Source organism: Cellvibrio sp. (genome assembly GCF_046347455.1).
In the GTDB taxonomy this organism is placed as follows: domain Bacteria; phylum Pseudomonadota; class Gammaproteobacteria; order Pseudomonadales; family Cellvibrionaceae; genus Cellvibrio.
This window is the reverse complement of sequence record NZ_JAXMGC010000001.1, coordinates 567,005-587,177: the sequence shown is the minus strand read 5'-3', so window position 1 is coordinate 587,177 and position 20,173 is coordinate 567,005. Positions and strand designations below refer to the sequence as shown.

Sequence of the window (20,173 nt, the reverse complement as noted above, 5' to 3'; positions counted from 1 at the left end):
CTGGTTATAGATACAGTTTGCGAGCCTGCTTTAACGATTAACTTTTGAATTATCCGGCGCCGAATAAAAAAGCCATATCCGAAGATATGGCTTTAGTCGAGCAGAGTAGCGGCTGTTATTAATGTTGGCGGCTACTAAAAGGTTCAGTTTCGTAAAAGTTGTGAATGTTTTCGGACCAAGAGGTGTCAGCCATATCAGGCCAGTCATCTTTGTCGAATCCGGGTGCGTTTTGTAAGCGTTCTTTGCTTACATCTAAAATGAAGCGCTTGTTTTCTGTATCAAGTCTTAAGGCCTTCCAAGGCACTGCGAATAGCTTTTCACCCAAGCCCATAATGCCGCCGAAAGAAAGTACTGCATAAGCGATTTTTCCACTTGCTACATCAAGCATAATTTCTTTGATGTCACCCAGATCTTCATCGTTGTTGTTATAAACATCATTTCCATTGAGTGTGTCTGCGCCCATTAAGCGTGGGCCGGGGCCGGAATGATATTTGTGTTTGTACATGCCATAGGTATCTCGAGTTTCGTAGTTCATATCTATCTCCGAATTTTTAACCTAAGTGAATTTTTTGCTTGCAGTATGTTTACTACATATGCATCTAATAATTATTTGATTCCTAAATCTGTACGGGAACGCACAGGAATAAATTTGCTGGCGTTTAACTAATTTCTTTGAAAAATTATTTCAACGGAGGAGTGCTTCATTTTTTGTCGATTTGTTTCGATTTTGTTGAAGACATTCTGCTCAAGCATCCTTGACTTCCTAAATCGCTAACCCTATATTCTGTATATTTATACAGTATTGGTGGCGCATGATGGTTCCGGATGAGTTTGATGAATCCCGCTGGATCTTGGCGCCGACTAACGCCAAAAAGGGCAGGGGCGCCGTTAGTAATTTATCTGGTCGTTTCGAGATACAAACCAGTGAGTGGGTGGATGACGGGTGGTGGCAGGGTGATGAGCCTCAATCTGTATTAAAGACGCAAGTTACGCCCGAGTACGCGAAAACTATCTTGTCTCGAAACCAATCACCGGATTTACCTTTCAGTGTGTCGTTGAACCCATATCGCGGATGTGAACATGGTTGTATTTACTGTTTTGCTCGTCCATCACATGCTTATTTGGGATTATCGCCAGGGTTGGATTTTGAAACTCGTTTATTTGCAAAGCTGAATGCTGCCGAGCTTTTGCGCAGTGAGCTCGCGGCCGATTCATACGTTCCTGGTGCCATAGCATTGGGTGTCAATACTGATGCATACCAACCGTGCGAACGAAAGTTGAGGCTTACGCGGGGCGTGCTTGAGGTTTTGAAGGAATCCAGACATCCGGTTGGTTTGATTTCCAAATCCTCACTTATTGAGCGGGATATAGATTTGCTCTCGGATATGGCAAGTCAAAATCTTGCTATGGTAGCGGTGACTATCACTACATTGGATCACGAAACAGCCCGCACCCTGGAGCCTCGCGCAGCCTCTCCTGCGCGACGATTGGAGACTATCCGCAGGTTAGCTGCTGCCGGAATTCCCGTAGCGGTAAGTGTTGCCCCAATTATCCCCTTTGTGACTGATCAAGATATTGAGAAAATAATCTGTGCCGCCTTCGACGCGGGGGCCACTTCTGCTGGCTACACCATATTGCGGTTGCCTTGGGAGGTAAATCCGTTGTTTCAGGAGTGGCTGCAAGCTCATTTTCCTGACCGTGCAGAAAGGGTTATGAACAGGGTAAGAGATATGCAGGGCGGCAAAGACTACGATGCCAGCTTTGGCTCGCGGATGCACGGGGAAGGTTTATGGGCTGATATGATTTCCCAGCGCTTCCGCAAGGCCTTGTTGGGGGTTGGGATTGGTAAGCACAACCGGTTCCAGCAACTCGACACCTCCGTATTCCGGAAACCTCTCGTTATTCCGGCCAAGAAGCGGGGGGACGAGCAAATGGATTTTTTCGGTTAGCGGAGCGGGTTGGGTCTTGAGAAATAGCCTGCAATTTATTCAGATTGTCTGTTTTGTGTATTCAATTGATTTTTAAGAGAATAATTTTCAAAAAGACATAGTAGAAAAGCAAATAAATGCTTGACGATGTTGGCTTGGGTCAATAGAATGCGCGCCTCGACACTGCACTCATAGCTCAGCTGGATAGAGTACTCGGCTACGAACCGAGCGGTCGGAGGTTCGAATCCTCCTGAGTGCGCCATACAAGATAAAGGCCTAGCGTAATCGCTAGGCCTTTTTTGTTTCAGATCCGCTTGCTGCTCGTCCTTAAATTCCTCGACAATATTTGCCGCTTTCCAGAACCAATTACGAGTCGATACAGGCAAGTTATTTGGTATCCAACAACTCGAGTTCGTAAATAACCAAAGCAGAGGGTGGTACTTTTGAATTTCCCTCTGGGCCGAAGGCTAGTTTAGCGGGAACATAAACTTCCCACTTGGAGCCTTTTGGCATCATTGGAATTATTTCGCCCCAACCAGGTAATCCGGCTTTTGCTTGAATTGATAGCGGCTGACCTAATTTTTTGGAGCTATCGAACTCAGTTCCATCAATCAATTTGCCAACATAATTTAAATTCAGAATGTCGTCTGCTTTAGGTTTCTCGCCCGTTCCTTTTTGAATAATCTTGTACCGTAAGCCGTTCGGTGTTGTTAGCACACCGTCTTGCTTCTGGTTTTCTTCGAGGAACTTCTTTTCAGATAATTGGTTTTTGTTGCTGGAATTTTTTTGCTCTTCGGATTTTTTTCTCTAATTTTGTTTGCAGCTCGGCCATTGCTTGGTTCATCTCTTGCTCGGTAAGCCTTGAAGGTTGACCTAATAGTACATCTTTAAAGGCTGCGGCTAGTACCTCTGCATCCAGTGATGCGCCATCTTTTTGCAGGTTCAAGGCTAGGCCGCGAGCTATAGCATATTGCGCTTTTTGTTCCAGAGTTTGTACTACGAGCGGTTTTTGCTGAGCTTTATCTTTTTGACTGCACCCGACCAAACAACTTGACAAAAGTAATGCAAATATCATTGTTTTAAATTGCCTTAACCTGCCTCTGTGCCAGATTTTTCCTTATGGCAACACTACTGTCTTAATATTTTCCAGCGGACTTAAATCCCCATCAATTATTTTTGACCTTCCTATTAACCTAAATTCATTAAGTGATGGAAAATTGCGCAGGAAACCCAAAGAAGCTATATCCCCGCAATCCATAATCAAAATCTTTTCTAGATTCGGCAACCCCTCTAGATACTCAAAATCCATTATTTTTTTACACGCCTCTACGTGCAACGTACGTAGATTTTTATGATTGCTTATGGATTTAACGCTTTCAAGTGAGCGGCAATTTGCGATCAATAAATCTTCCAGATAAGGAACAAACTCAAGCCCATGAACAGATTTTATTTTGGATGTTTTTACCCTAAATGTTTTTAATTGTGGAGCTTTTTCAAGCAAAGAAAAATCCACCTGATCAAAATCTATTGCGGCCAAATACTCTAAATTTAAACAATGCTCAATGCCGAGTATTTTATTTTTCCGCCATTCAAGAACCAATTTTCTTAGCTCTTTAAGCGGTTTCAAATCAATTATTTTTTTTCCTTCAGTTATGACAGAGAATTCATGCAAACCGCCAAAAAAATTTAAAAAATCGTAATCATGGTCATCTCTGGAAGCAATGCTCAAAAACTTAAGAAAATTAAAATCTTTTAAAAAGTCAAAACTCTCAACTCGATCTTCATTTAAGACTGCAAATAACCTCATCCCCTTTAATTTTTTTTGTTCGATTACTGATTTTACAAATTCTGGCGTATAACCTTTTTTGTAGTCCAATACAGTATTGTCGTAAGATAATTTAATCTCTTTGTTCATTTTTTTATCTCGGCAAATTATATTTTGTAATTGCATCGTCGACCATATCGAAAACTTATCCATTCTTCCACCCATGGGATTGACTTTATTGAGAAGATTTTCAATGCCATCATTCGTTATGATTTTATATTGTTCATATACTTCTTGTTCAAGCTTAGTGGAACCTTCCATTTTATAAAACATGGCCTCGATTTTTGTATCGGCAGGTATATAGCTTGGGTTGGCAGGGCCGTTACACTGCTGGTAACGGCGCTCGCCCAAGCACCGTTGGTTTCTCACACGACGTCTGCAGCGCTGTTGAGCGTTTCATTTGATGTGGCGACTATGGGGCCTACATGGTTGCGGTGCAAGTATTTGTGGGTTTTGGTGGGTGTGATACCACCGGCTTGAATAAACAACCCGAAGTCGCCTACGTAATGAATCTTTTGCGTGATGCCGCCACGTGTTACTTCTTCGTACAAGCCACCTACGTATTTGGTAAAACTTGCTGTACTGGATACGATCCTGATTAGGGCCGTAAGCCATTGTGGAGAAAGCCGAGCCTTGGGTAATGCTAGTAGGGGTGTTGAAAGGACTATAGTGTTATAGCAGTTGATGGTGACGTAACTATGTGGCTTCTTTATTTTTTAAAGAACATTTTTTAATGCGGTGACTAAAAATATTTTTCGATAGAGTGCGCCCTTAAAATCGAAATTTATATTGCGATTGTTTAGTTGGGAATTTATCAGCGAAGCGGTGCCTGGTAATTTAAGATGGATAATCGCTCGCGATTTTTTACAAGGCTTTCCTTTGTGTTTAAGGTTTTTTTGGTCTTGCTAAGTTAAAATCCATTCAGTCCGCCCTTGCTCCTTTAAATGGCATTTCCTCAAATATCCATATGAATGCCATGGTAAGTTTTTTAGGGACGCTATTAATTGAAAAGTAAAGTTGATCCTGCCCCTCATCGACATCATACATAAAAACATCAATAAGTTTTTTTACGTCATTTCTTAATTGAAGATTGGGAATACTATCTGCTTCGTTTTTCTTTGACTCCAAAAAAATACGTCCATTTTTTACAAAAACAAAATCATCATTCGCCATAGGTAATTTTTGATTTTCTAAATCTACCCCCCCCCCTAAACCCAAAATCATCAAATATAATTTCACTAAAGTCATTGCCTATAAGCCGGTTTTCCGTTCTATTACTGGTTTCTAGGTTGTACGGGAGAAACTTATTAAAATATCCCTTTTTAATTTTTCCGGAAAAACTACAATTAATAAACTCTATTTGGTAGCAATAAAATTCCCGCGCAAAAATATTTTTAAAAGTGCAATTTTCAAACAATGCATCTCCTGAAGCTGTTGAACGAAAATCAAAATTCTCAAACAAACATGATCTGTACTTGCTTTGTTTATAACCTCCACCAAAGCAAGCTTTATCAGCTTTAATATCTCGAAAAGTACAATTAATAAATTCGCAATTTTCAACAGAAAGCGAGCCAATTTTTAAATTTTCATATGTCATGGAAGTAAGCTTTTGATTTGAAAAAGACAACTCTTCTTTAACAATGCGGAGGCCAGGTTTTTTTAGCCTAACTTGAAACTCAGGAATCTCGCTCACTTTTAACTCCATCAAGGAAAAGGTGTATAGGTAACTATTGATTCCCAACCACCCAAACGAGCGGCATGATTACCAGCTTGTTTGGTTGTTGTTAATTCAATAATTTCACCAGTAAATTTATCAATAAAATCAAACTTGCGTGTAGCATTGTAATCGAACCTACCTGGGAAGGCAGCCTCCAATAGTCGCTCCGTCTCTCTATGCACAGCGCCCGAGGCATAAATATCTAAGCTTGCTGATTCGATTTATACCTTTTTGTCTAGACCAATTATCTTGTTCAAGATAGGTGTGAGCCGGGAATCCAAAGTCTGTAATCTTTATAAAGTTGTTTTCCGCAAACAGTCGTTTTTCGTGAAATAACCTGCTATACCGAAATCAACCAGGCGTACATGTCCGTCATAATCAACTAAAATGTTGCCCGGCTTAATGTCGCGATGAATCACGCCGTTTCGATGCGCATAGGCTAATGCTTTGCAAATTTGTATAGCAATATCAATTTTACGCGTTGTGCTAATGTCATTTCTTTTCAGAATAGCGCTGAGTGGAACTGATTTTAAAGGGCATTACAAAAATAGGGGCGTCCTTGATCACTAATACCCTGATCGATGACTTGAACTATGTTGGGGTGATTAAGGCTCGCAATTAATTTTGACTCTTGTTCGAATTGAGATTTGATGAAAGCATCATCAATAAGAGATGCGTCGAAAACTTTTATGGCAACTTGACGATCTAACGACTCTTGCATTGCAAGATACACGTCGCCACTCCGCCAGAGCCCAAGGTTGTTTTAAGGCAATAGCCTGTAATTGTGTCCTCCAAAACCTGCTTCCGCAATTGAGTTAAATTGCTTTGGTTTTGGGTAAGTAAAAAACGCGCTTTAAAGCGCGTTTTAATTGGATTTGCCTTAGCCTGCGAAGAAGCCTAGCGGGCTTTTGCTTTTTGCGACGCTGACGATAAACGCGAAAACGATCAGCGCTGTAATCCACAGTATTTTTCTAATGAAGAGTTTCGGATGCTTGAAGGTAGCAATGCCTAATGCGATATAAACGACCAAAGCAATGAGTTTTGCTGCTAGCCACGGTTGAGTCGACGGGGTTAGGTGCAAGGTTACTGCTAGCCAGATACCGCTGGCAATTAAAATCAAATTAACGATGTGAGGTGCGATCAAAAAGAGCTTATTTATCGCGTTTGGAGATTCGCGCATCATCAGAATACCGCGAGCGAAAAAAAGCAAAAATGAAACAGCTAAGGCAGTTAAGTGAATGTGCTTTAAAATCTCGTACATATGAATCCTAGGCTTGCAGTGCTTTGGTAACTAACGAAAGCATTTGATTGGAGAAAGTAAGTTTTAATGCCGCCGCATGGCCAGCATCAGACATTTTATTCCAAGTTTTCTGGATGATATCGATAAGTTTGACCTCATCGTGTTTGCTTGCAAAATCTTCCAAGTAAAATTCCAGAAAAACCAGGCAAACAACATCTTCCAGAGCTTGAACTTCTGCGTCACGTTTTAAGCTGCGTTTCAATAGCAAGTCTTTTACACGTTGTACTTTATCGTCCCCGTAGCCATTTTTAATCATTACATTGCCCGCAGTTTCGCCATGGAACACTGCAAGATCCAAACGCCATTTTTTGTAGCCTTGGCGATCCATTGGGTAGTCGCTGCGTGGAATTTTCCAACGGCAAATATGCTGACTACGCGCTGCTAATTGGAGTTCTTCGGAAGGTTGGTTCACAAATTTGTGGAGCTGAGTCGTCATGCGTTGGCTGTAGAGCAACTCCTTCGCAACTGTCTCACCATTTGATATTTCGGTATTGGGATCTTGGGCGTTAAGCTCATCGAAATCTGCCAGCGTTTGTTCAAGCTGATTCATGCTTAGTCTGTGCCCTTGGCAATTATTTGAAGGTTTTCCATGTCGACGATAGAGATTTCTTTTTTGTCGACAACAATCACGTTATTTTTTTGCAAGCGCGTGAAAACCCGGCTCACGGTTTCAATAGTGAGTCCTAGAAAATTTCCGATGTCTGTGCGTGACATCGGCAAAATGAAATTGTTGGTTGATAAGTTTCGGCGGCCGTTTCGAGCAGAAATACTCAGCAGCAAACTGGCGATACGTGCTTCGGCGCTACTTTTACTTAACAGCGTGATAACTTGTTGTTCTTGCGTAATCTCACGACTCATAAGCTGGAAAAAGTGGCGCTGCAAGGTCGGAATCTGCAAGCTCAGCTCTTCAAGTCTATTGAAGGGAATTTCGCAAACCGATGAGGTTTCAAGCGCAATCACGGAGTTGGTATAAGTATCGGCTGCGAGGCCATCAAGTCCAACAACCTCTCCGGGCAGATAAAAACCCGTTACCTGCTCATCGCCGGTTTCGCTAATGCTAACGGCTTTTACAGCGCCTGATCGAATCGCAAATACCGAGTCAAAAGGATCCTGCGCGCGGTAGAGGTATTCACCTTTTTGTAATGGCTTACCACGTTGCACAATGCTATTCAGGCGATCTATATCCTCAATATGCAGGGTGATAGGAAGACAAATGGCGTTCAATCGACAGTTAGTGCAGCTGATACGCTTGTCGTGAGCGCAGTGGACGTCGTGAGTTTTTATGAAGGGAGGTTGAAAGTCGTTCATGGGCAACTCGTTGCTAGCCAGTGTGGTTTAAAAAGTGGATTGTTGCAGCTTTAGTGCAGGCGGTAAATAGTAGAGTGGCGTTGTTTCCACTCGATGCCTTACTTATACGCTTGGTTCGTTGGTTGGGGTGAAATGGGGCCTGTGTTAGTTCTTCCTCGAACACCATACTTTATTGCGGGCTACTGGAAGAACTATTTGCTGGCTAATTCTCGGCTTGCGCAATTAAATCTTTACTTACCGGAATATGGGGCATATAGTTCCTTCGCTGGCCAAATTGCAGCGTGAACATTTGCTTAGGCTATGTTCACAATTATTTATGGTAAGTCACATCCGTTGTTCTAGCAGTGCATCTCACTGGTTTCCAGTGTTAGGTTAATAGTAACTCGATGCTTCTTCATAAGTAACACCGATCTGTCAGCATTACATTTTTATTTTTAAGATCATCGAGGTTTAAAATGGCTAGAAGCACTGGCACAGTTAAATGGTTCAACGAGTCAAAAGGTTTTGGTTTTATCGCTAGCGAAGCTGGCCAAGACGTTTTTGTACACTACAGCGCAATCAGCGGTTCAGGTTTCAAAACCTTGGCTGAAGGTCAACGTGTTGAGTTCGACGTTAAGCCAGGCCAAAAAGGCCCACAAGCTGAAAACGTAACCGGTCTCTAATCCTTTAGGATTCGGCTGAAAAAACCGCACTTGTTGCGGTTTTTTTATGTCTGTGATTTTGCTGTGGATGACTGCATCATATCCTTATTTCTTGCAGACCAAAAAAAAGCCCGCGTATGCGGGCTTTTAGAGCTTGGTATAGTTGTTTTAGTAAAGATAGGCTGCGCCTGCTGCTTGGGCGGAGTTGTTGTTCCTGTCTCCATTGATACCGGTTGCGTTACTCTCTTCACGGTAGGCTCCAACTGCTAGGTTTTCCCCCGAATCATCGAGCTCTAATGTGCGCGCGAAGCGGTCTAGTGCGTTAGTATTGGGGGCTTTCACATAGCTTTTCTGCGCCCAAGTGCTTCCTGTACGGGTGAATATATATGCGGCACCAGCAGTGACTGCGCCTGTATCCAGCTGATCTCCATTTATTCCTGTGGCTTGGCTTGAGTCTACCCAAGTTCCCACCGCGAGTATATTGCCGTTAGCCGATAAGGAAACTGCACTGCCGAACAGGTAGCCCGGAATAATGTTTGCGGTTTTTATGTAGGCTTGTTGTGCCCATGTTGTGTCAGATTTCGCAAAAATATACACAGCTCCGGAGTTGTGTGTTGTGTCGTCATCGACATCATAGTCGGTGCCAGTGGGATTAATCCCGCCAGTTTTGACTTTATCTGTTGGTGAGCCAACCGCCAATGTCAATCCATCATCTGAAATCTTAATTGATGCGCCGAATCTTTGTGCCCAATGCGGGTTAGACGGCTTAAGCTTCGCCTTCTCTGACCACTTGGTTCCTTCGCGGCTGAACACATACACGCCCCCGAAATCGGAGTTAAAATCTACCTTGTTGACCAGAACCGTATCATTATTAGCGCTGCTGTCTTTACTGTCTTCAAACGGGGCGCCTACTGCCAGTAAATTTCCATCGTAAGAAAGAGTTACAGCTGCGCCAAAAGCATCGCTCTCTCCCGCATCAGACGCTTTTACAAAAGCTTCTTCAATCCAGCCCGTTTCTTTCAGTGTGTAGACGTAAACAGCGCCAGAATCTGCTCCACCAGGAGTGCTTGAGCTTGTCGAGCTGGTTTTGCTTGATGATGAGCTTATTGATGATGACGATGAACTTGATGATGTGCTTGAGCTTCTGCTGGATGAGAAATCCAGACATTTGAATGCAACCGAGCTGCTACCTTCACCAACTGCGGGAATAATTCCTGATTGCTTAAGTTTGTCTGCAGTTGTGCCCACAGCTAAGGTTTTCCCGTCGCCTGAGAGGGCAATTGTGCTGCCGAACGCCAAATTTGTATTGCCGTTATAGTAACCAAAGATCGGCTTGATATAAGCCTGTTGGGTCCAGGACGCGCTAACACGCTTGAACACGTAAACGGCACCTATGTCAGTGTTGCGGGTTTCGGTTACATAGCCTTGAGAGTTGGATGCGGCTGAAGAAATAGTCAGGTAGTGTGGCTCACAATTTACCCCAATGGACACGCTGTCTTCGTTAATGGCGCTTACCGCGAGTGTATTGCCGTCTGTGCTCAGTGCGACCTGATAGCCAAAACGTGCATTAGGGTTGGGAATCGGGGCGGAAACACCATCGCCGGGTTGTTCAGTGTTGGATGCTTTTAAGTAAGCCTCTTGTTGCCAGTTACCGTTCACCTTGGCGAAAACATAAACGGCGCCCGAGGTTGTGCTGGTGTTGCTGGTTTGGTCACCATTCACTCCTGTGGCGTTACTGGCTTCTGTGGGAGCACCAATCGCCATGGTTTTGCCATCACCGGAAATCGTCACGCTCCACCCAAACCAATCGTTAGCCTCAGTGTTAGACGCTTTGAGGTAGGTAATAGCGGAGTTCATGGCGCTGTCTGCAATGATCGGGTTTGAATCTTGGCAGCCACTGTCGTTACAGGCTTGAACTTTGTAGCGGCTGTTTACCCAATCGGTCAGATGGACGCTCACAGGGTCAATAGCAGAGTTGGTCGTGAAATCAGCCCCAACCTGAGTAAAGGTGCTGTTGTTATCTGCTTTTTTTAATAACTTGTAATGGGTTGCGCCGGAAACAGGCGTCCAATCAAACTTGAGGTTTTTGGTGCCGCTTGCAGAAACCTTTACATCTGGCCACGTACCGCTGCCGGGTGGTGTGACTGGTGTTGAACTAAAAACATGGGAGCTGGATGAGCTGCTGACGGAGCTGCTACTGCTGCTTTTACTACCGCCGCCACCGCCACATGCGGTCAGTAGCAAGCCTGAGCCTAAAACGGTCAATAAAAGTGTGCTCTGCTTCAGCAAACGAGAGATTCTAACAATATTCATTCAGCTAATTTCCTGATGTTTCAACATAGCCGGCGATTCTGTGTGGCGCGGCGCTCGGTGTCAATCTAAACCCTTCATTATCTTCAATGCTTGCGCAATTCGATTTCGTGCGGGGGCAAGGCTTAAAGGCTGGCTTAGGACACTCGGCTTGAGCGGAGGTTCCGACCGACAAATCAATCACTTAGCCATAACTAACGAAGGCAGATTTGTAGCGGGCTGCTAAACTCCAGTTATAACGGATTTCCCCTCCCGAATTTGTATAAAAATTGTCATTAGGTGAATTAAACCTGCATGCGTCAAATTGATTTAATAAGACTCTACAGCCAGATGAAATGTCTCGTTGTAGACGATATGCCCGATGTGCGAGTCGCTATTTCCGGGATGCTGCGAGTATTTGGTGTCCAACATGTAGACGTGGTCGCCAACGGCGAACAAGCTATGGACGCCTGTTTCGGCAATCACTACCACATGGTGTTGTGCGACTACAATTTGGGGCCGGGTCGAGATGGCCAGCAGGTTCTTGAGGAGTTGCGTTACCGAAATCGTCTCAATAACACCAGTATATTTGTGATGGTAACTGCGGAGACCTCGCGTGAGATGGTGCTCGGCGCATTGGAATACCAGCCGGACGACTATGTTGCAAAACCTATTACGCAAGCTTTGTTGCGGCAGCGGTTAGATCGCGTCTTACTTCGCCATCGCGAGCTGTACAGCATCAAGCAGGCAATGGACGAAAAAGATTATGCCGCCGCAGAACAGCGCTGCGCAGATCGCCTGAACGCCAATACGAGTTATCGTGGTGCCTGCTTGCAAATTCAGGCGGAAATGAATTTACGTCTGCTCAATTTTAAACGCGCTGAAGACATATATCGTGGTGTACTGAACGAGCGCCCAGTGCTATGGGCGAAATTGGGATTGGGTAAAACCCAAGTGTTGAAAAAAGAATATGCGCAAGCGGAAGGTAACTTAAAAGAGGTGATTCGCGACGACCGGCGCGTAGTAGAAGCGCACGATCTTCTTGCCGATGCCTATTTAGGCCAAGGCGATACAATTCTCGCGCAGCAAGCCATGCAAGATGCAGCAGAAGTTTCGCCAAAATCCGTCATGCGCCAACGCAGGCTCGCAGAGCTATCCAAATTAAATGCCGATATGCAAGCGTGCTTGGAAGCCAGCAGGCGGGTCATAAAAACTGCGCGTAACTCTGTGTATGAATCACCTGACGACTATTTTAATTTAGCGCGCAATCTCGCAGACATGAGTAAAGAAGGTGAGCCAAACGCTGATAAATATGTGAAAGAAACATTTGAGGTTTTGCAAAAGCTTGAGAAACGCCCTTATTTTGATGTGAGTGCCGATGTGCAAAGTAATGCGTTGAAATCACGCTCATTGTTAAACAACAATAAAGCAGAAGCGGCAGATCCTTTTTTAGAAAAGGCCAAGAACTTGTACAACGACCGCAAAGAGGAGCTAAAACCTGAAGTCGGTTTGGATGTTGCGCAAACACTCATTGTTAAAGGGGATAAAGCGGCGGCAGATGAAGTATTGCATGAGTTGGTCGAGAAATTCCCGACCCACGAAGCGGTTGTTGCCAAAGCGGATTCCATGTCTGATACACCGAAGAGTAAAGAGGGCCGCAAAAAAGTGGCGGATATGACCAAGGCGGGTATCGACTATTACGAAAGCAAAGAATACAAAAAAGCCGTCGAGACATTTAGAAATGCCATTGGTATCTTCCCGGGGCATATCGGCCTCAACTTAAACCTTGTACAGGCTGTTATTGCCGAGGTCAAAATTCACGGCGAACAAACCGGATACGAAACTCTGTGTAGAAATTCATTGTCACGTATTTCCAATATTGATCCGCAAGATCCACAGTACGCACGCTATTCCCATTTAACCAAAGAAGTGGATGAGCTGTTCAAAATGGATTTGAGTGGGCTCGATATTGAGTGGTGAGTGGTTTTACGTTTAACAATAAATCTGGATAAAAATATGTTTAACCTTTCGCTAAAAGCGCTTTTGTCTGCTGTATTGGTTTTGGCTTTTTCCATAGGTTCTTCCCTCGCTATGGCCCAAGTGCAAAAATTTAATTTAAGCAACGGCACCATTAACGCAGAAATAACACCGGATATAGGCGGGCGCTTGTTATCTTTTTCGTTGAAAGATCAGCCTAATTTTTTGCTGGTGGGCGATCTTGCTGCATTGGATACGCGCGCACAACCAAGTCCAACATCGCCACATATAAGCTACATGGGGCATGAAGTTTGGTTAGGGCCACAAAGTGAATGGTGGGTTCATCAAAACCTAAATGCAGAGCGTGCCGCCAAAAAAGCTGTGTGGCCGCCAGACCCTTATTTAGCGATTGCCAGGAATACGGTGCTTGAGCAGAGTGCGGAAAAAGTGCTGCTGAAAAGTGCGGAGAGCAGCATCTCTGGTGTGCAGTTGGTGAAGGCTTATGCATTTATCCCTGATCGTAAAAATAGTTTAAAACTGCAAGTGCGTGCTACCAATATTCGTAAAGAGGATATTGCTTGGGATCTTTGGTTTAATACCCGTGTAGCATCCAATACAAACGTTTATGTCCCTGTTGCAAACGCTGCCGATATTCGTCAGCAGCTAATGACTTCAGACGCAGTTGATCCCTTAACTTACAGCCTAAACGATGGAATTTTTGCTCTGGATTTTTTGCCGCCCACTCAAGGGAAAGCGATGCGTAAAGGCAAACTCATGATTCAGCCATCGCAAGGTTGGATTGCAAGTTTTTCCGGTAAGCAACTTTTTATTATTCAATTTCCATTACAACCACAATCTGCAATTCATCCTGAGCAAGGGCAGGTTGAGTTGTACAACGAATATAATCCGGAAAATTTGCAGGCTGGAATAATGGAGCTTGAAGTTCATGCTCCCTACAAAAAGCTTGCACCCAAGGAGTTTATGATTGCGGAGGAAACTTGGACGTTGGTTGAATATAAAGGCGCGGCGACGCGAAATGCGCAACTTGAATTTTTGCGTGCGCATGCGGCCGAGCTGGGTTTGCGTTAAATTGATCTTGCCTTAAAGCGAGAAGTGCTGCTCGCGCGTGATGATTTATATCAGAGCTTGGTTGTATTAAATTGCTTTAATCTTCATCCACGCACTTCTGGTTTCATTCGCTGTTAAGGTCCATTTTTCGGACAGAACCGCACCACGCTCTACGCATATGTATTCTTGTTCGTGGCCGGCACCTATATCTACAATTTTTGCGGCATTGATGTGGCCCGGATTCCAAACAATTACGCTCGGGCAGTTATGGTGCTCAATCTGAATTTGGGGTGAGCCCGAAATACGGATGTCGTTATTGATGTCTGGGAAAACGCGGTCAACCTCAGCGTGGAAGTCTACATCGCCGTACTGATTTTTAACCGCGTGCTGTTCCAAGTTGTCTAGATAGATTTTTCCTGAGAGTCCGAGTACGCGAACCTCGTTCAGCGAGCTGACCGGGTAATAACTATGTAATGCCCAGCTGCAATCGAACGAATGGGTGTCGGTGTTTGTGATGCTCAAATTCAGCTTGATGCTGGAACCTAAAGTCATGGTGAGTCTGGCGCTGAAGCTGTACGCGAATAACTCATCTGCAGGGCTATCAAAATCAAATACTAACTCCGCTTCCCCAGAGGGAGAGCAGTGCGCGTTGGTTAATTGCCAGTCCCGGTTGCGTGCAAATCCATGCTTTGGCAATTTCGGGTTCGTTGGATGAGGGCCAAACCAAGGCAGGCACACCGGAATGCCGCCGCGTAAAGCGACCCCGGGGCTGAAGTCGCAATTGGGACTGGTCCATAAAAGTGGCTTCCCACCTTTGGCCTGAAAGCTCAGTAATTGCGCTCCCTGAAGTGCTATATGCGCCGTAAATAGTGGGGTGGATACTCGCAATATCGGTAGTCCTTTGCCTCTGCTGCCAGGAAAAGCCATCTGGCTGGACACTAGGTCAATAAAATCGCGGTTGGCGACTGTGCCCAATAAACTTTCGCGGGTGAGAGAGGTAGTACCTGAGGTGGACATAAGATAGACCATAGCAAATTTCAGTCGGCCAATTTTATACAAGTCATTAGTTGTAATCATCTTATAGATCATGATTTTTTTGGTTTTGGCGCGTTAAAAACAGTATGATGCACGCCCTTTTTAAGTATCAGATTTTTTGCAGATATAGGTGTGTTGAGTGAGTAAATCGCAAGTAGGTAGTCAGGCCTTTACTATTGGCCAACGCTGGATTAGTGAAGCAGAAGCTGAGTTGGGCTTAGGCATAGTGTTGGATATTGCAAACCGTCGTTTGACACTAAGTTTTCCCGCGGCAGGAGAGCGCCGTACCTACGCGATGGAAAATGCGCCAGTGAGCCGTGTTGTGTATCAAGTAGGCGAAAAGGTTCGTCATCAAGATGGTACCAGCGTAAAAATTACGCGTGTTGTTGAACAACAGGGCTGTTTGCTTTATTACGGATTAGCATTTGATAAAGACAAAAACCTGACAAAAGAAGAAGTTGCGATTCCAGAATTCGAATTGGACAGTTTTGTTCAATTCAGCACTCCGCGTGACCGCCTGTTCGCGGGCCAAATTGATAAGCACACGCATTTTACCTTGCGCTACAAAACACTCGATTATCTCAACAAGCACCGCCAATCAGCTATTTTTGGTCTCGCGGGGCCGCGCGTGCAGCTGTTGCCGCATCAACTTTATATCGCAAACGAAGTTGCACAACGCCATGCACCACGGGTTCTTTTAGCAGACGAAGTAGGCTTGGGTAAAACTATTGAAGCGGGTTTGATTTTGCATCAACAGTTAATTAGTGGTCGAGTAAGCCGCGCATTAATTGTTGTGCCCAATAGTTTGCAACACCAATGGCTGGTGGAAATGTTACGCCGATTCAATCTGGCGTTTACTTTGTTAGACGAAAAACGCTGCCAAGCTATTGAAGGTTTGGATAGCTTTGAGGAATCAATCGACTATGTTGATGATTTTACCGATGACATTGAGCGTGAAGCGACCAGTGATAATCCATTTGAATCCGCGCAATTAATTCTATGCTCGCTCGATTTTCTCACAAAAAATCCGCAGCGTTACGCGCAAGCCTTGCAAGCGACTTGGGATTTGTTATTGGTAGACGAAGCCCATCACCTCCAGTGGAGTGACGGCAAGGCCAGTGTCGCTTACCAATATATCGAAGGGTTGGCCAAAGTGGCGAAAGGTTTGCTATTGCTAACCGCCACGCCAGAGCAACTTGGATTGGAAAGCCACTTTGCGCGTTTGCGTTTGCTTGATCCGGATCGTTATTACGATTTGGAAAAATTTATTGCAGAACAAAAATCTTACCAACCACTAAATGATTTAGTTCAATCGCTTTTAGCGGCGCACAGTGATGATGCTAAGGCGATTCCAGAAAACTTGGCTAACCAATTAGTAAATTATCTGCCCGCTGAAACGCTAAAAGAACTGGATTCACTTGCTGTAGAAACGGACCTAGGTACGGCTATTGATAAGGCTATCGGTTACTTGTTAGATCGACATGGTACAGGCCGCGTATTGTTTAGAAACACGCGCAATTCGGTAGCGGGTTTTCCGGAACGAAAATTACATCAACATGCAGTTGAGCTTTCGCAGGATCAAGCGGCTGAATTTTGCAAATTACCGCTTGAAAAACAACTTCGTGCGGAAACCTATTGGCAACAAACTGAAAATGAATGGTGGCTGCAAGATCCTCGTGTCACTTGGTTAAGCGATTGGTTAAAACAAAATCGCCGTAAAAAAGTATTAGTGATTTGTGCGAATGCAGATACGGCGCAAACGCTTGAAGATTATTTGCGCTTGCGTAAAGGCTTGTTGACCGCTGTTTTCCACGAAGGTTTGAGTCTTATCGAGCGCGATCGCGCTGCCGCTTACTTCGCCGATATGGAAGAGGGCGCGCAAGTGTTGATTTGTTCTGAAATTGGTAGTGAAGGCCGTAACTTCCAGTTTGCACAAGATCTGGTGTTATTTGATTTGCCGCTTAACCCGGATTTATTAGAGCAGCGAATTGGTCGCTTGGATCGGATTGGCCAGACTGCAACTGTCAACATTCACACGCCTTTCTACGCGGGTACGGCGCAAGAGAAATTAATCCAATGGTATCACCAAGGTTTAAATGCTTTTGAGAAAACCTGTGCCATAGGCCAAAACGTTTACATTAAATATGCGGATCATCTTTTGCCATCGTTGGTGAATAATGACGAAATGGTCTTCACCAATTTATTAAAAGACACCCAAACCTATGCGGCCGATTTGGTGGCACAGTTGCAAAAGGGACGTGATCGTTTATTGGAATTGAATTCATGCAAGCCCGCGCAAGCTGATGAACTGGTAACCGCATTGGCGGAGAAAGATGAAGATGAAAACCTCATCAATTATTTGGATGCGGTGTTCGATGCATTTGGAATCGATTCAGAAAAACACAGCGAGCATAGTCAGGTTATTCACCCAAGCGATCATATGCGCGTTGAGCAATTCCCCGGGTTGCCAGAATCCGGTTTGACCATTACTTATCAACGTCAGCAAGCCTTGTCTCGCGAAGATATGCAGTTTATAAGCTGGGAACACCCGCTAGTGCGCGGCGCCCAAGAGCTTATTTCATTAACTGAATTTGGGAACACCGCATTCTGTACATTGAAGTTACCGCCTTTGAAGCCTGGCAATTTAATGTTGGAGGCTTTGTATGTTCTGCATTGCCCGGCGCCCGCAGAATTGCAATTGTTCCGCCATATGCCGCAGTCAATGTTGCGTGTGCTCTTGGATCATAATGGTAAAGATCTCAATGCGGTGTTGGGCATTGATCAGCTCGGTAAACTATTACAAAAAGTACCGCGCAATAACGCGCAGGAACTCGTTCGTCATGCACGCCCCGCATTGGTGGACATGTTGCAGAAAGCGGAAGACAAAGCCAAACCACAGCAAGCTGAACTTATTGCCGCCGCGCAACACAAAGTAAAAGAAGAAATAAGTGCTGAGCTAGATCGTATGAAAGCTTTGGCACAAGTTAACCCGAACGTTCGTCAATCAGAAATTGATTATTTGCAGGAGCGTTTGGCGGCGAGCCAACATTACCTCTCGCAAGCTAAACTACGTTTGGATTCCTTGCGTGTGATCATGACTGTTTAATTAATGTGAGTTTTCTTATGTATATTTTTTCTGTAAATGCCAAGGCAAAAAAAGATCGCGACGACGGAATCAAAGAAGGACAATTAGTTCCTTTCATTGTTTATATCAATTTTATAGATCTGTTCGGAGCAGAGCAGCTTTGCAAAGTTTACTTAATGCGTGCTGGTTTCACGGAAATTGAAATAGAAAAGCGTAAACTTGTGCCGAGCAGCTTAACGGATGACCCGCGAGTTGTGGCGGCAGATAAAGCTATGGCAGAGGCTATTAAGTCTGGCTATATGATTCAAATGTTTGACGAATAACAGGTTTCTCCAAAGCCGCTCTGTAAGCGATCGAACGTGCTAAAAATAAGGGAGTAAGTCAACGTGTTAAAAAACCAATGTTTTTATGTGGGCATGTTAGTGTGCCTGCTAACGGCTTGTGGCGGTGGTGGTGGCGGGTCATCAGACTCTAATTCATTAACGAATGTTACTCAAATCGCTTCCTCGAGTATTAGCTTTTCAAGTAGTTCCGCGGAAAGTAGTCTAAATGCGTCATCCTCTATCGCAAACTCATCCATTTCTTCCTCAATACAATCCTCGGTGTCACGAAGTTCACGATCACTCCCTAATATTGCTAAAGTGTTTCAAGTTGGTAGCAGCACTTTGGTTGAGCCGGTTATCCAAATAACGCCTGCGCCTGAACGCGTACAAACAGGTGAGGTTTTCACTTTACAAACGGTAGCCTTTTCTGAGGAAGGCGAGATAAAAAATATTAACTGGACGCAAGTTTCTGGGCCTACAGTGTCATCTGCTGAAAGTGCTAACCAGCTGAAGGTAAGTGCTGGTGATCCTGGTGACGTTGTCTTGGAAGGCAAGGTGACGGATAACAAAGGTAAAAGCGTGTCAAAGCAAGTCGCTTTCACAGTTGCGCAACCTTTTTCCTCAAAGGCGAAATTGTTACAAGGTAATAGCAATGGTCGGGGCGTCGATTTGGTCATTGTCGGCGACGCGTTTTTGGCTGAAGATCAGGCAAAGTTAGAGGAGGCTGCGCGCGATTTGCTGGGCTATATATTTGATTATGACGATTACGCCTTAATGCACTACCAGTCATTGATCAATGTGTGGTTGGTGGAATCTATATCATCGTCGCGAGATGTTCCGCAAAGTAATTCGGGGGGCAATACTTTGTTGGGTGCCTATTTCGGTTGTGCGGGTATTGCTCGCTTGCTTTGCGTGAATGACCAAAAAGTTATCGATCATATTGCGCAACATGTTCCGCAATATGATCAGATATTGGTGCTCGTTAATAGCGGAATTTACGGTGGAGCAGGTGGTCACGTTGCAACGGCCTCACTAAATAGCGAAGTGAAAAATGTTGTGCTTCATGAGTTGGGCCATTCGCTTGTCTTGCTGGCTGATGAATATGTAGATAGCAATGTAGGGATTTATTTTAACGAGGAGCCGTTCGCCGCAAACATTACTATTAATCCAGCTGTGCTAGACGTTAAATGGAACTATTGGTTCGAAGATAAAAATTCCATCGCGGGTTATAACAAAAGCAATTATTCGGACTCCGAGGTGGGGTATTTTTTGGGCGGGGGTTACAGAGCTACAGGAATTTGGCGAGCAACAAATGATTCTATTATGCGCTCGCTAAACGCGCCCTACGGGAGCGTAAATCGCGAAGCTTGGGCGCTAACGATATGGAATTACTATTCAGCAACGGATAAATTTTTACCCTCAGGCGCTACAGTTTCACGATCCTCAAATTCACAAGTTTTTTCTGTTCCTCTGATAATTGACCCTGCCTATATGCGCGTGAACTGGTGGGTAAATGATGTAAAAGTTGAGGCTGCGAACTCAGCTCCATTTTTGATTTTGACGGCTGTGGATGAAACTATTCGTAGTGTTAAAGTAACGGTTGAAGATGATACGCAATTTATTCGTCGCGATCTTAAAGGCGTTAGCAAATTTCAACACTCGTGGAGCATTCAATAA

General features: G+C 44.4%; 22 protein-coding genes and 1 tRNA gene. 8 read left to right on the top strand and 15 right to left on the bottom strand.

The genetic code is table 11. From position 1 onward, the window contains the following. Nucleotides 1–118: 118 nt before the first annotated feature. The gene (locus tag U1F02_RS02690; protein WP_409988804.1) at nt 119–535 is read right to left on the bottom strand and encodes a PRC-barrel domain-containing protein; all 417 of its coding nucleotides are present in this window, start codon (nt 533–535) and stop codon (nt 119–121) included. Between the two features lie 277 nt (nt 536–812). On the opposite strand from U1F02_RS02690, the gene U1F02_RS02685 reads away from it, so the two are divergent. After that, the gene (locus U1F02_RS02685; protein WP_409988803.1) at nt 813–1,949 is read left to right on the top strand and encodes a PA0069 family radical SAM protein; all 1,137 of its coding nucleotides are present in this window, start codon (nt 813–815) and stop codon (nt 1,947–1,949) included. Nucleotides 1,950–2,113: 164 nt separating this feature from the next. Then, a tRNA-Arg gene (locus U1F02_RS02680) sits at nt 2,114–2,190 on the top strand. A 125-nt stretch (nt 2,191–2,315) separates the two neighbouring features. On the opposite strand, the gene U1F02_RS02675 is transcribed toward U1F02_RS02680, so the two are convergent. The 12 genes from U1F02_RS02675 to fnr all read right to left on the bottom strand — a co-directional run bounded on the left by U1F02_RS02675 (nt 2,316) and on the right by fnr (nt 8,078). Next, on the bottom strand, nt 2,316–2,645 hold the full coding sequence (locus tag U1F02_RS02675; RefSeq protein ID WP_409988802.1) for an FKBP-type peptidyl-prolyl cis-trans isomerase: 330 nt from the start codon (nt 2,643–2,645) through the stop codon (nt 2,316–2,318). A 37-nt stretch (nt 2,646–2,682) separates the two neighbouring features. Continuing rightward, complete coding sequence (locus tag U1F02_RS02670; RefSeq protein ID WP_409988801.1) at nt 2,683–3,003, bottom strand: FKBP-type peptidyl-prolyl cis-trans isomerase N-terminal domain-containing protein; 321 nt, start codon at nt 3,001–3,003, stop codon at nt 2,683–2,685. Between the two features lie 42 nt (nt 3,004–3,045). Continuing rightward, nucleotides 3,046–4,122: a hypothetical protein gene (locus U1F02_RS02665; protein WP_409988800.1), complete on the bottom strand. Its 1,077-nt coding sequence runs from the start codon at nt 4,120–4,122 to the stop codon at nt 3,046–3,048. Beyond that, complete coding sequence (locus tag U1F02_RS02660) at nt 4,119–4,304, bottom strand: hypothetical protein (protein WP_409988799.1); 186 nt, start codon at nt 4,302–4,304, stop codon at nt 4,119–4,121. The genes U1F02_RS02665 and U1F02_RS02660 overlap by 4 nt, the downstream gene beginning before the upstream one ends. 370 nt (nt 4,305–4,674) lie before the next feature. Then, nucleotides 4,675–4,926: a hypothetical protein gene (locus tag U1F02_RS02655; RefSeq protein WP_409988798.1), complete on the bottom strand. Its 252-nt coding sequence runs from the start codon at nt 4,924–4,926 to the stop codon at nt 4,675–4,677. Then, the gene (locus U1F02_RS02650) at nt 4,916–5,446 is read right to left on the bottom strand and encodes a hypothetical protein (protein WP_409988797.1); all 531 of its coding nucleotides are present in this window, start codon (nt 5,444–5,446) and stop codon (nt 4,916–4,918) included. The genes U1F02_RS02655 and U1F02_RS02650 overlap by 11 nt, the downstream gene beginning before the upstream one ends. Before the next feature lie 11 nt (nt 5,447–5,457). Further along, nucleotides 5,458–5,628: a hypothetical protein gene (locus U1F02_RS02645; RefSeq protein WP_409988796.1), complete on the bottom strand. Its 171-nt coding sequence runs from the start codon at nt 5,626–5,628 to the stop codon at nt 5,458–5,460. Nucleotides 5,629–5,763: 135 nt separating this feature from the next. Next, nucleotides 5,764–5,976, bottom strand: coding sequence for a protein kinase domain-containing protein (locus U1F02_RS02640; protein ID WP_409989058.1), 213 nt, complete (start codon nt 5,974–5,976; stop codon nt 5,764–5,766). 23 nt (nt 5,977–5,999) lie between these two features. Beyond that, nucleotides 6,000–6,203, bottom strand: coding sequence for a hypothetical protein (locus U1F02_RS02635; RefSeq protein WP_409988795.1), 204 nt, complete (start codon nt 6,201–6,203; stop codon nt 6,000–6,002). 147 nt (nt 6,204–6,350) lie between these two features. Then, the gene (locus tag U1F02_RS02630; protein ID WP_409988794.1) at nt 6,351–6,731 is read right to left on the bottom strand and encodes a SirB2 family protein; all 381 of its coding nucleotides are present in this window, start codon (nt 6,729–6,731) and stop codon (nt 6,351–6,353) included. A gap of 7 nt (nt 6,732–6,738) precedes the next feature. Beyond that, nucleotides 6,739–7,320, bottom strand: a complete 582-nt coding sequence (locus U1F02_RS02625) for a DUF4202 domain-containing protein (protein ID WP_409988793.1) — start codon at nt 7,318–7,320, stop codon at nt 6,739–6,741. Between the two features lie 2 nt (nt 7,321–7,322). Continuing rightward, complete coding sequence (gene fnr / locus U1F02_RS02620) at nt 7,323–8,078, bottom strand: fumarate/nitrate reduction transcriptional regulator Fnr (protein WP_409988792.1); 756 nt, start codon at nt 8,076–8,078, stop codon at nt 7,323–7,325. 455 nt (nt 8,079–8,533) lie between these two features. Here fnr and U1F02_RS02615 point away from each other — a divergent pair, with 455 nt between their 5' ends. Next, nucleotides 8,534–8,740 carry a cold-shock protein gene (locus U1F02_RS02615; protein WP_189416505.1) on the top strand — a complete coding sequence of 69 codons (207 nt, stop codon included), beginning with the start codon at nt 8,534–8,536 and terminating at the stop codon, nt 8,738–8,740. A gap of 147 nt (nt 8,741–8,887) precedes the next feature. Here the strand turns inward: U1F02_RS02615 and U1F02_RS02610 are convergent, their stop codons facing one another. Then, entirely contained in the window at nt 8,888–11,032 is a 2,145-nt protein-coding gene (locus U1F02_RS02610) for an FG-GAP repeat protein (RefSeq protein WP_409988791.1), read from the bottom strand. A gap of 291 nt (nt 11,033–11,323) precedes the next feature. Between U1F02_RS02610 and U1F02_RS02605 the strand changes: the two genes are divergently transcribed. Next, nucleotides 11,324–12,988 (top strand): response regulator, encoded by a 1,665-nt coding sequence (locus U1F02_RS02605; protein ID WP_409988790.1) that lies wholly within the window; start codon nt 11,324–11,326, stop codon nt 12,986–12,988. 36 nt (nt 12,989–13,024) lie between these two features. Beyond that, nucleotides 13,025–14,074, top strand: a complete 1,050-nt coding sequence (locus U1F02_RS02600) for a DUF4380 domain-containing protein (protein ID WP_409988789.1) — start codon at nt 13,025–13,027, stop codon at nt 14,072–14,074. Between the two features lie 66 nt (nt 14,075–14,140). Here the strand turns inward: U1F02_RS02600 and U1F02_RS02595 are convergent, their stop codons facing one another. Beyond that, nucleotides 14,141–15,130 carry a D-hexose-6-phosphate mutarotase gene (locus U1F02_RS02595; protein ID WP_409988788.1) on the bottom strand — a complete coding sequence of 330 codons (990 nt, stop codon included), beginning with the start codon at nt 15,128–15,130 and terminating at the stop codon, nt 14,141–14,143. Between the two features lie 97 nt (nt 15,131–15,227). Between U1F02_RS02595 and rapA the strand changes: the two genes are divergently transcribed. From rapA to U1F02_RS02580, 3 genes are all read left to right on the top strand, one after another. Beyond that, on the top strand, nt 15,228–18,194 hold the full coding sequence (gene rapA / locus U1F02_RS02590; RefSeq protein ID WP_409988787.1) for an RNA polymerase-associated protein RapA: 2,967 nt from the start codon (nt 15,228–15,230) through the stop codon (nt 18,192–18,194). Nucleotides 18,195–18,211: 17 nt separating this feature from the next. Continuing rightward, nucleotides 18,212–18,496: a hypothetical protein gene (locus U1F02_RS02585; RefSeq protein ID WP_409988786.1), complete on the top strand. Its 285-nt coding sequence runs from the start codon at nt 18,212–18,214 to the stop codon at nt 18,494–18,496. 63 nt (nt 18,497–18,559) lie between these two features. Beyond that, complete coding sequence (locus U1F02_RS02580; protein WP_409988785.1) at nt 18,560–20,173, top strand: M64 family metallopeptidase; 1,614 nt, start codon at nt 18,560–18,562, stop codon at nt 20,171–20,173.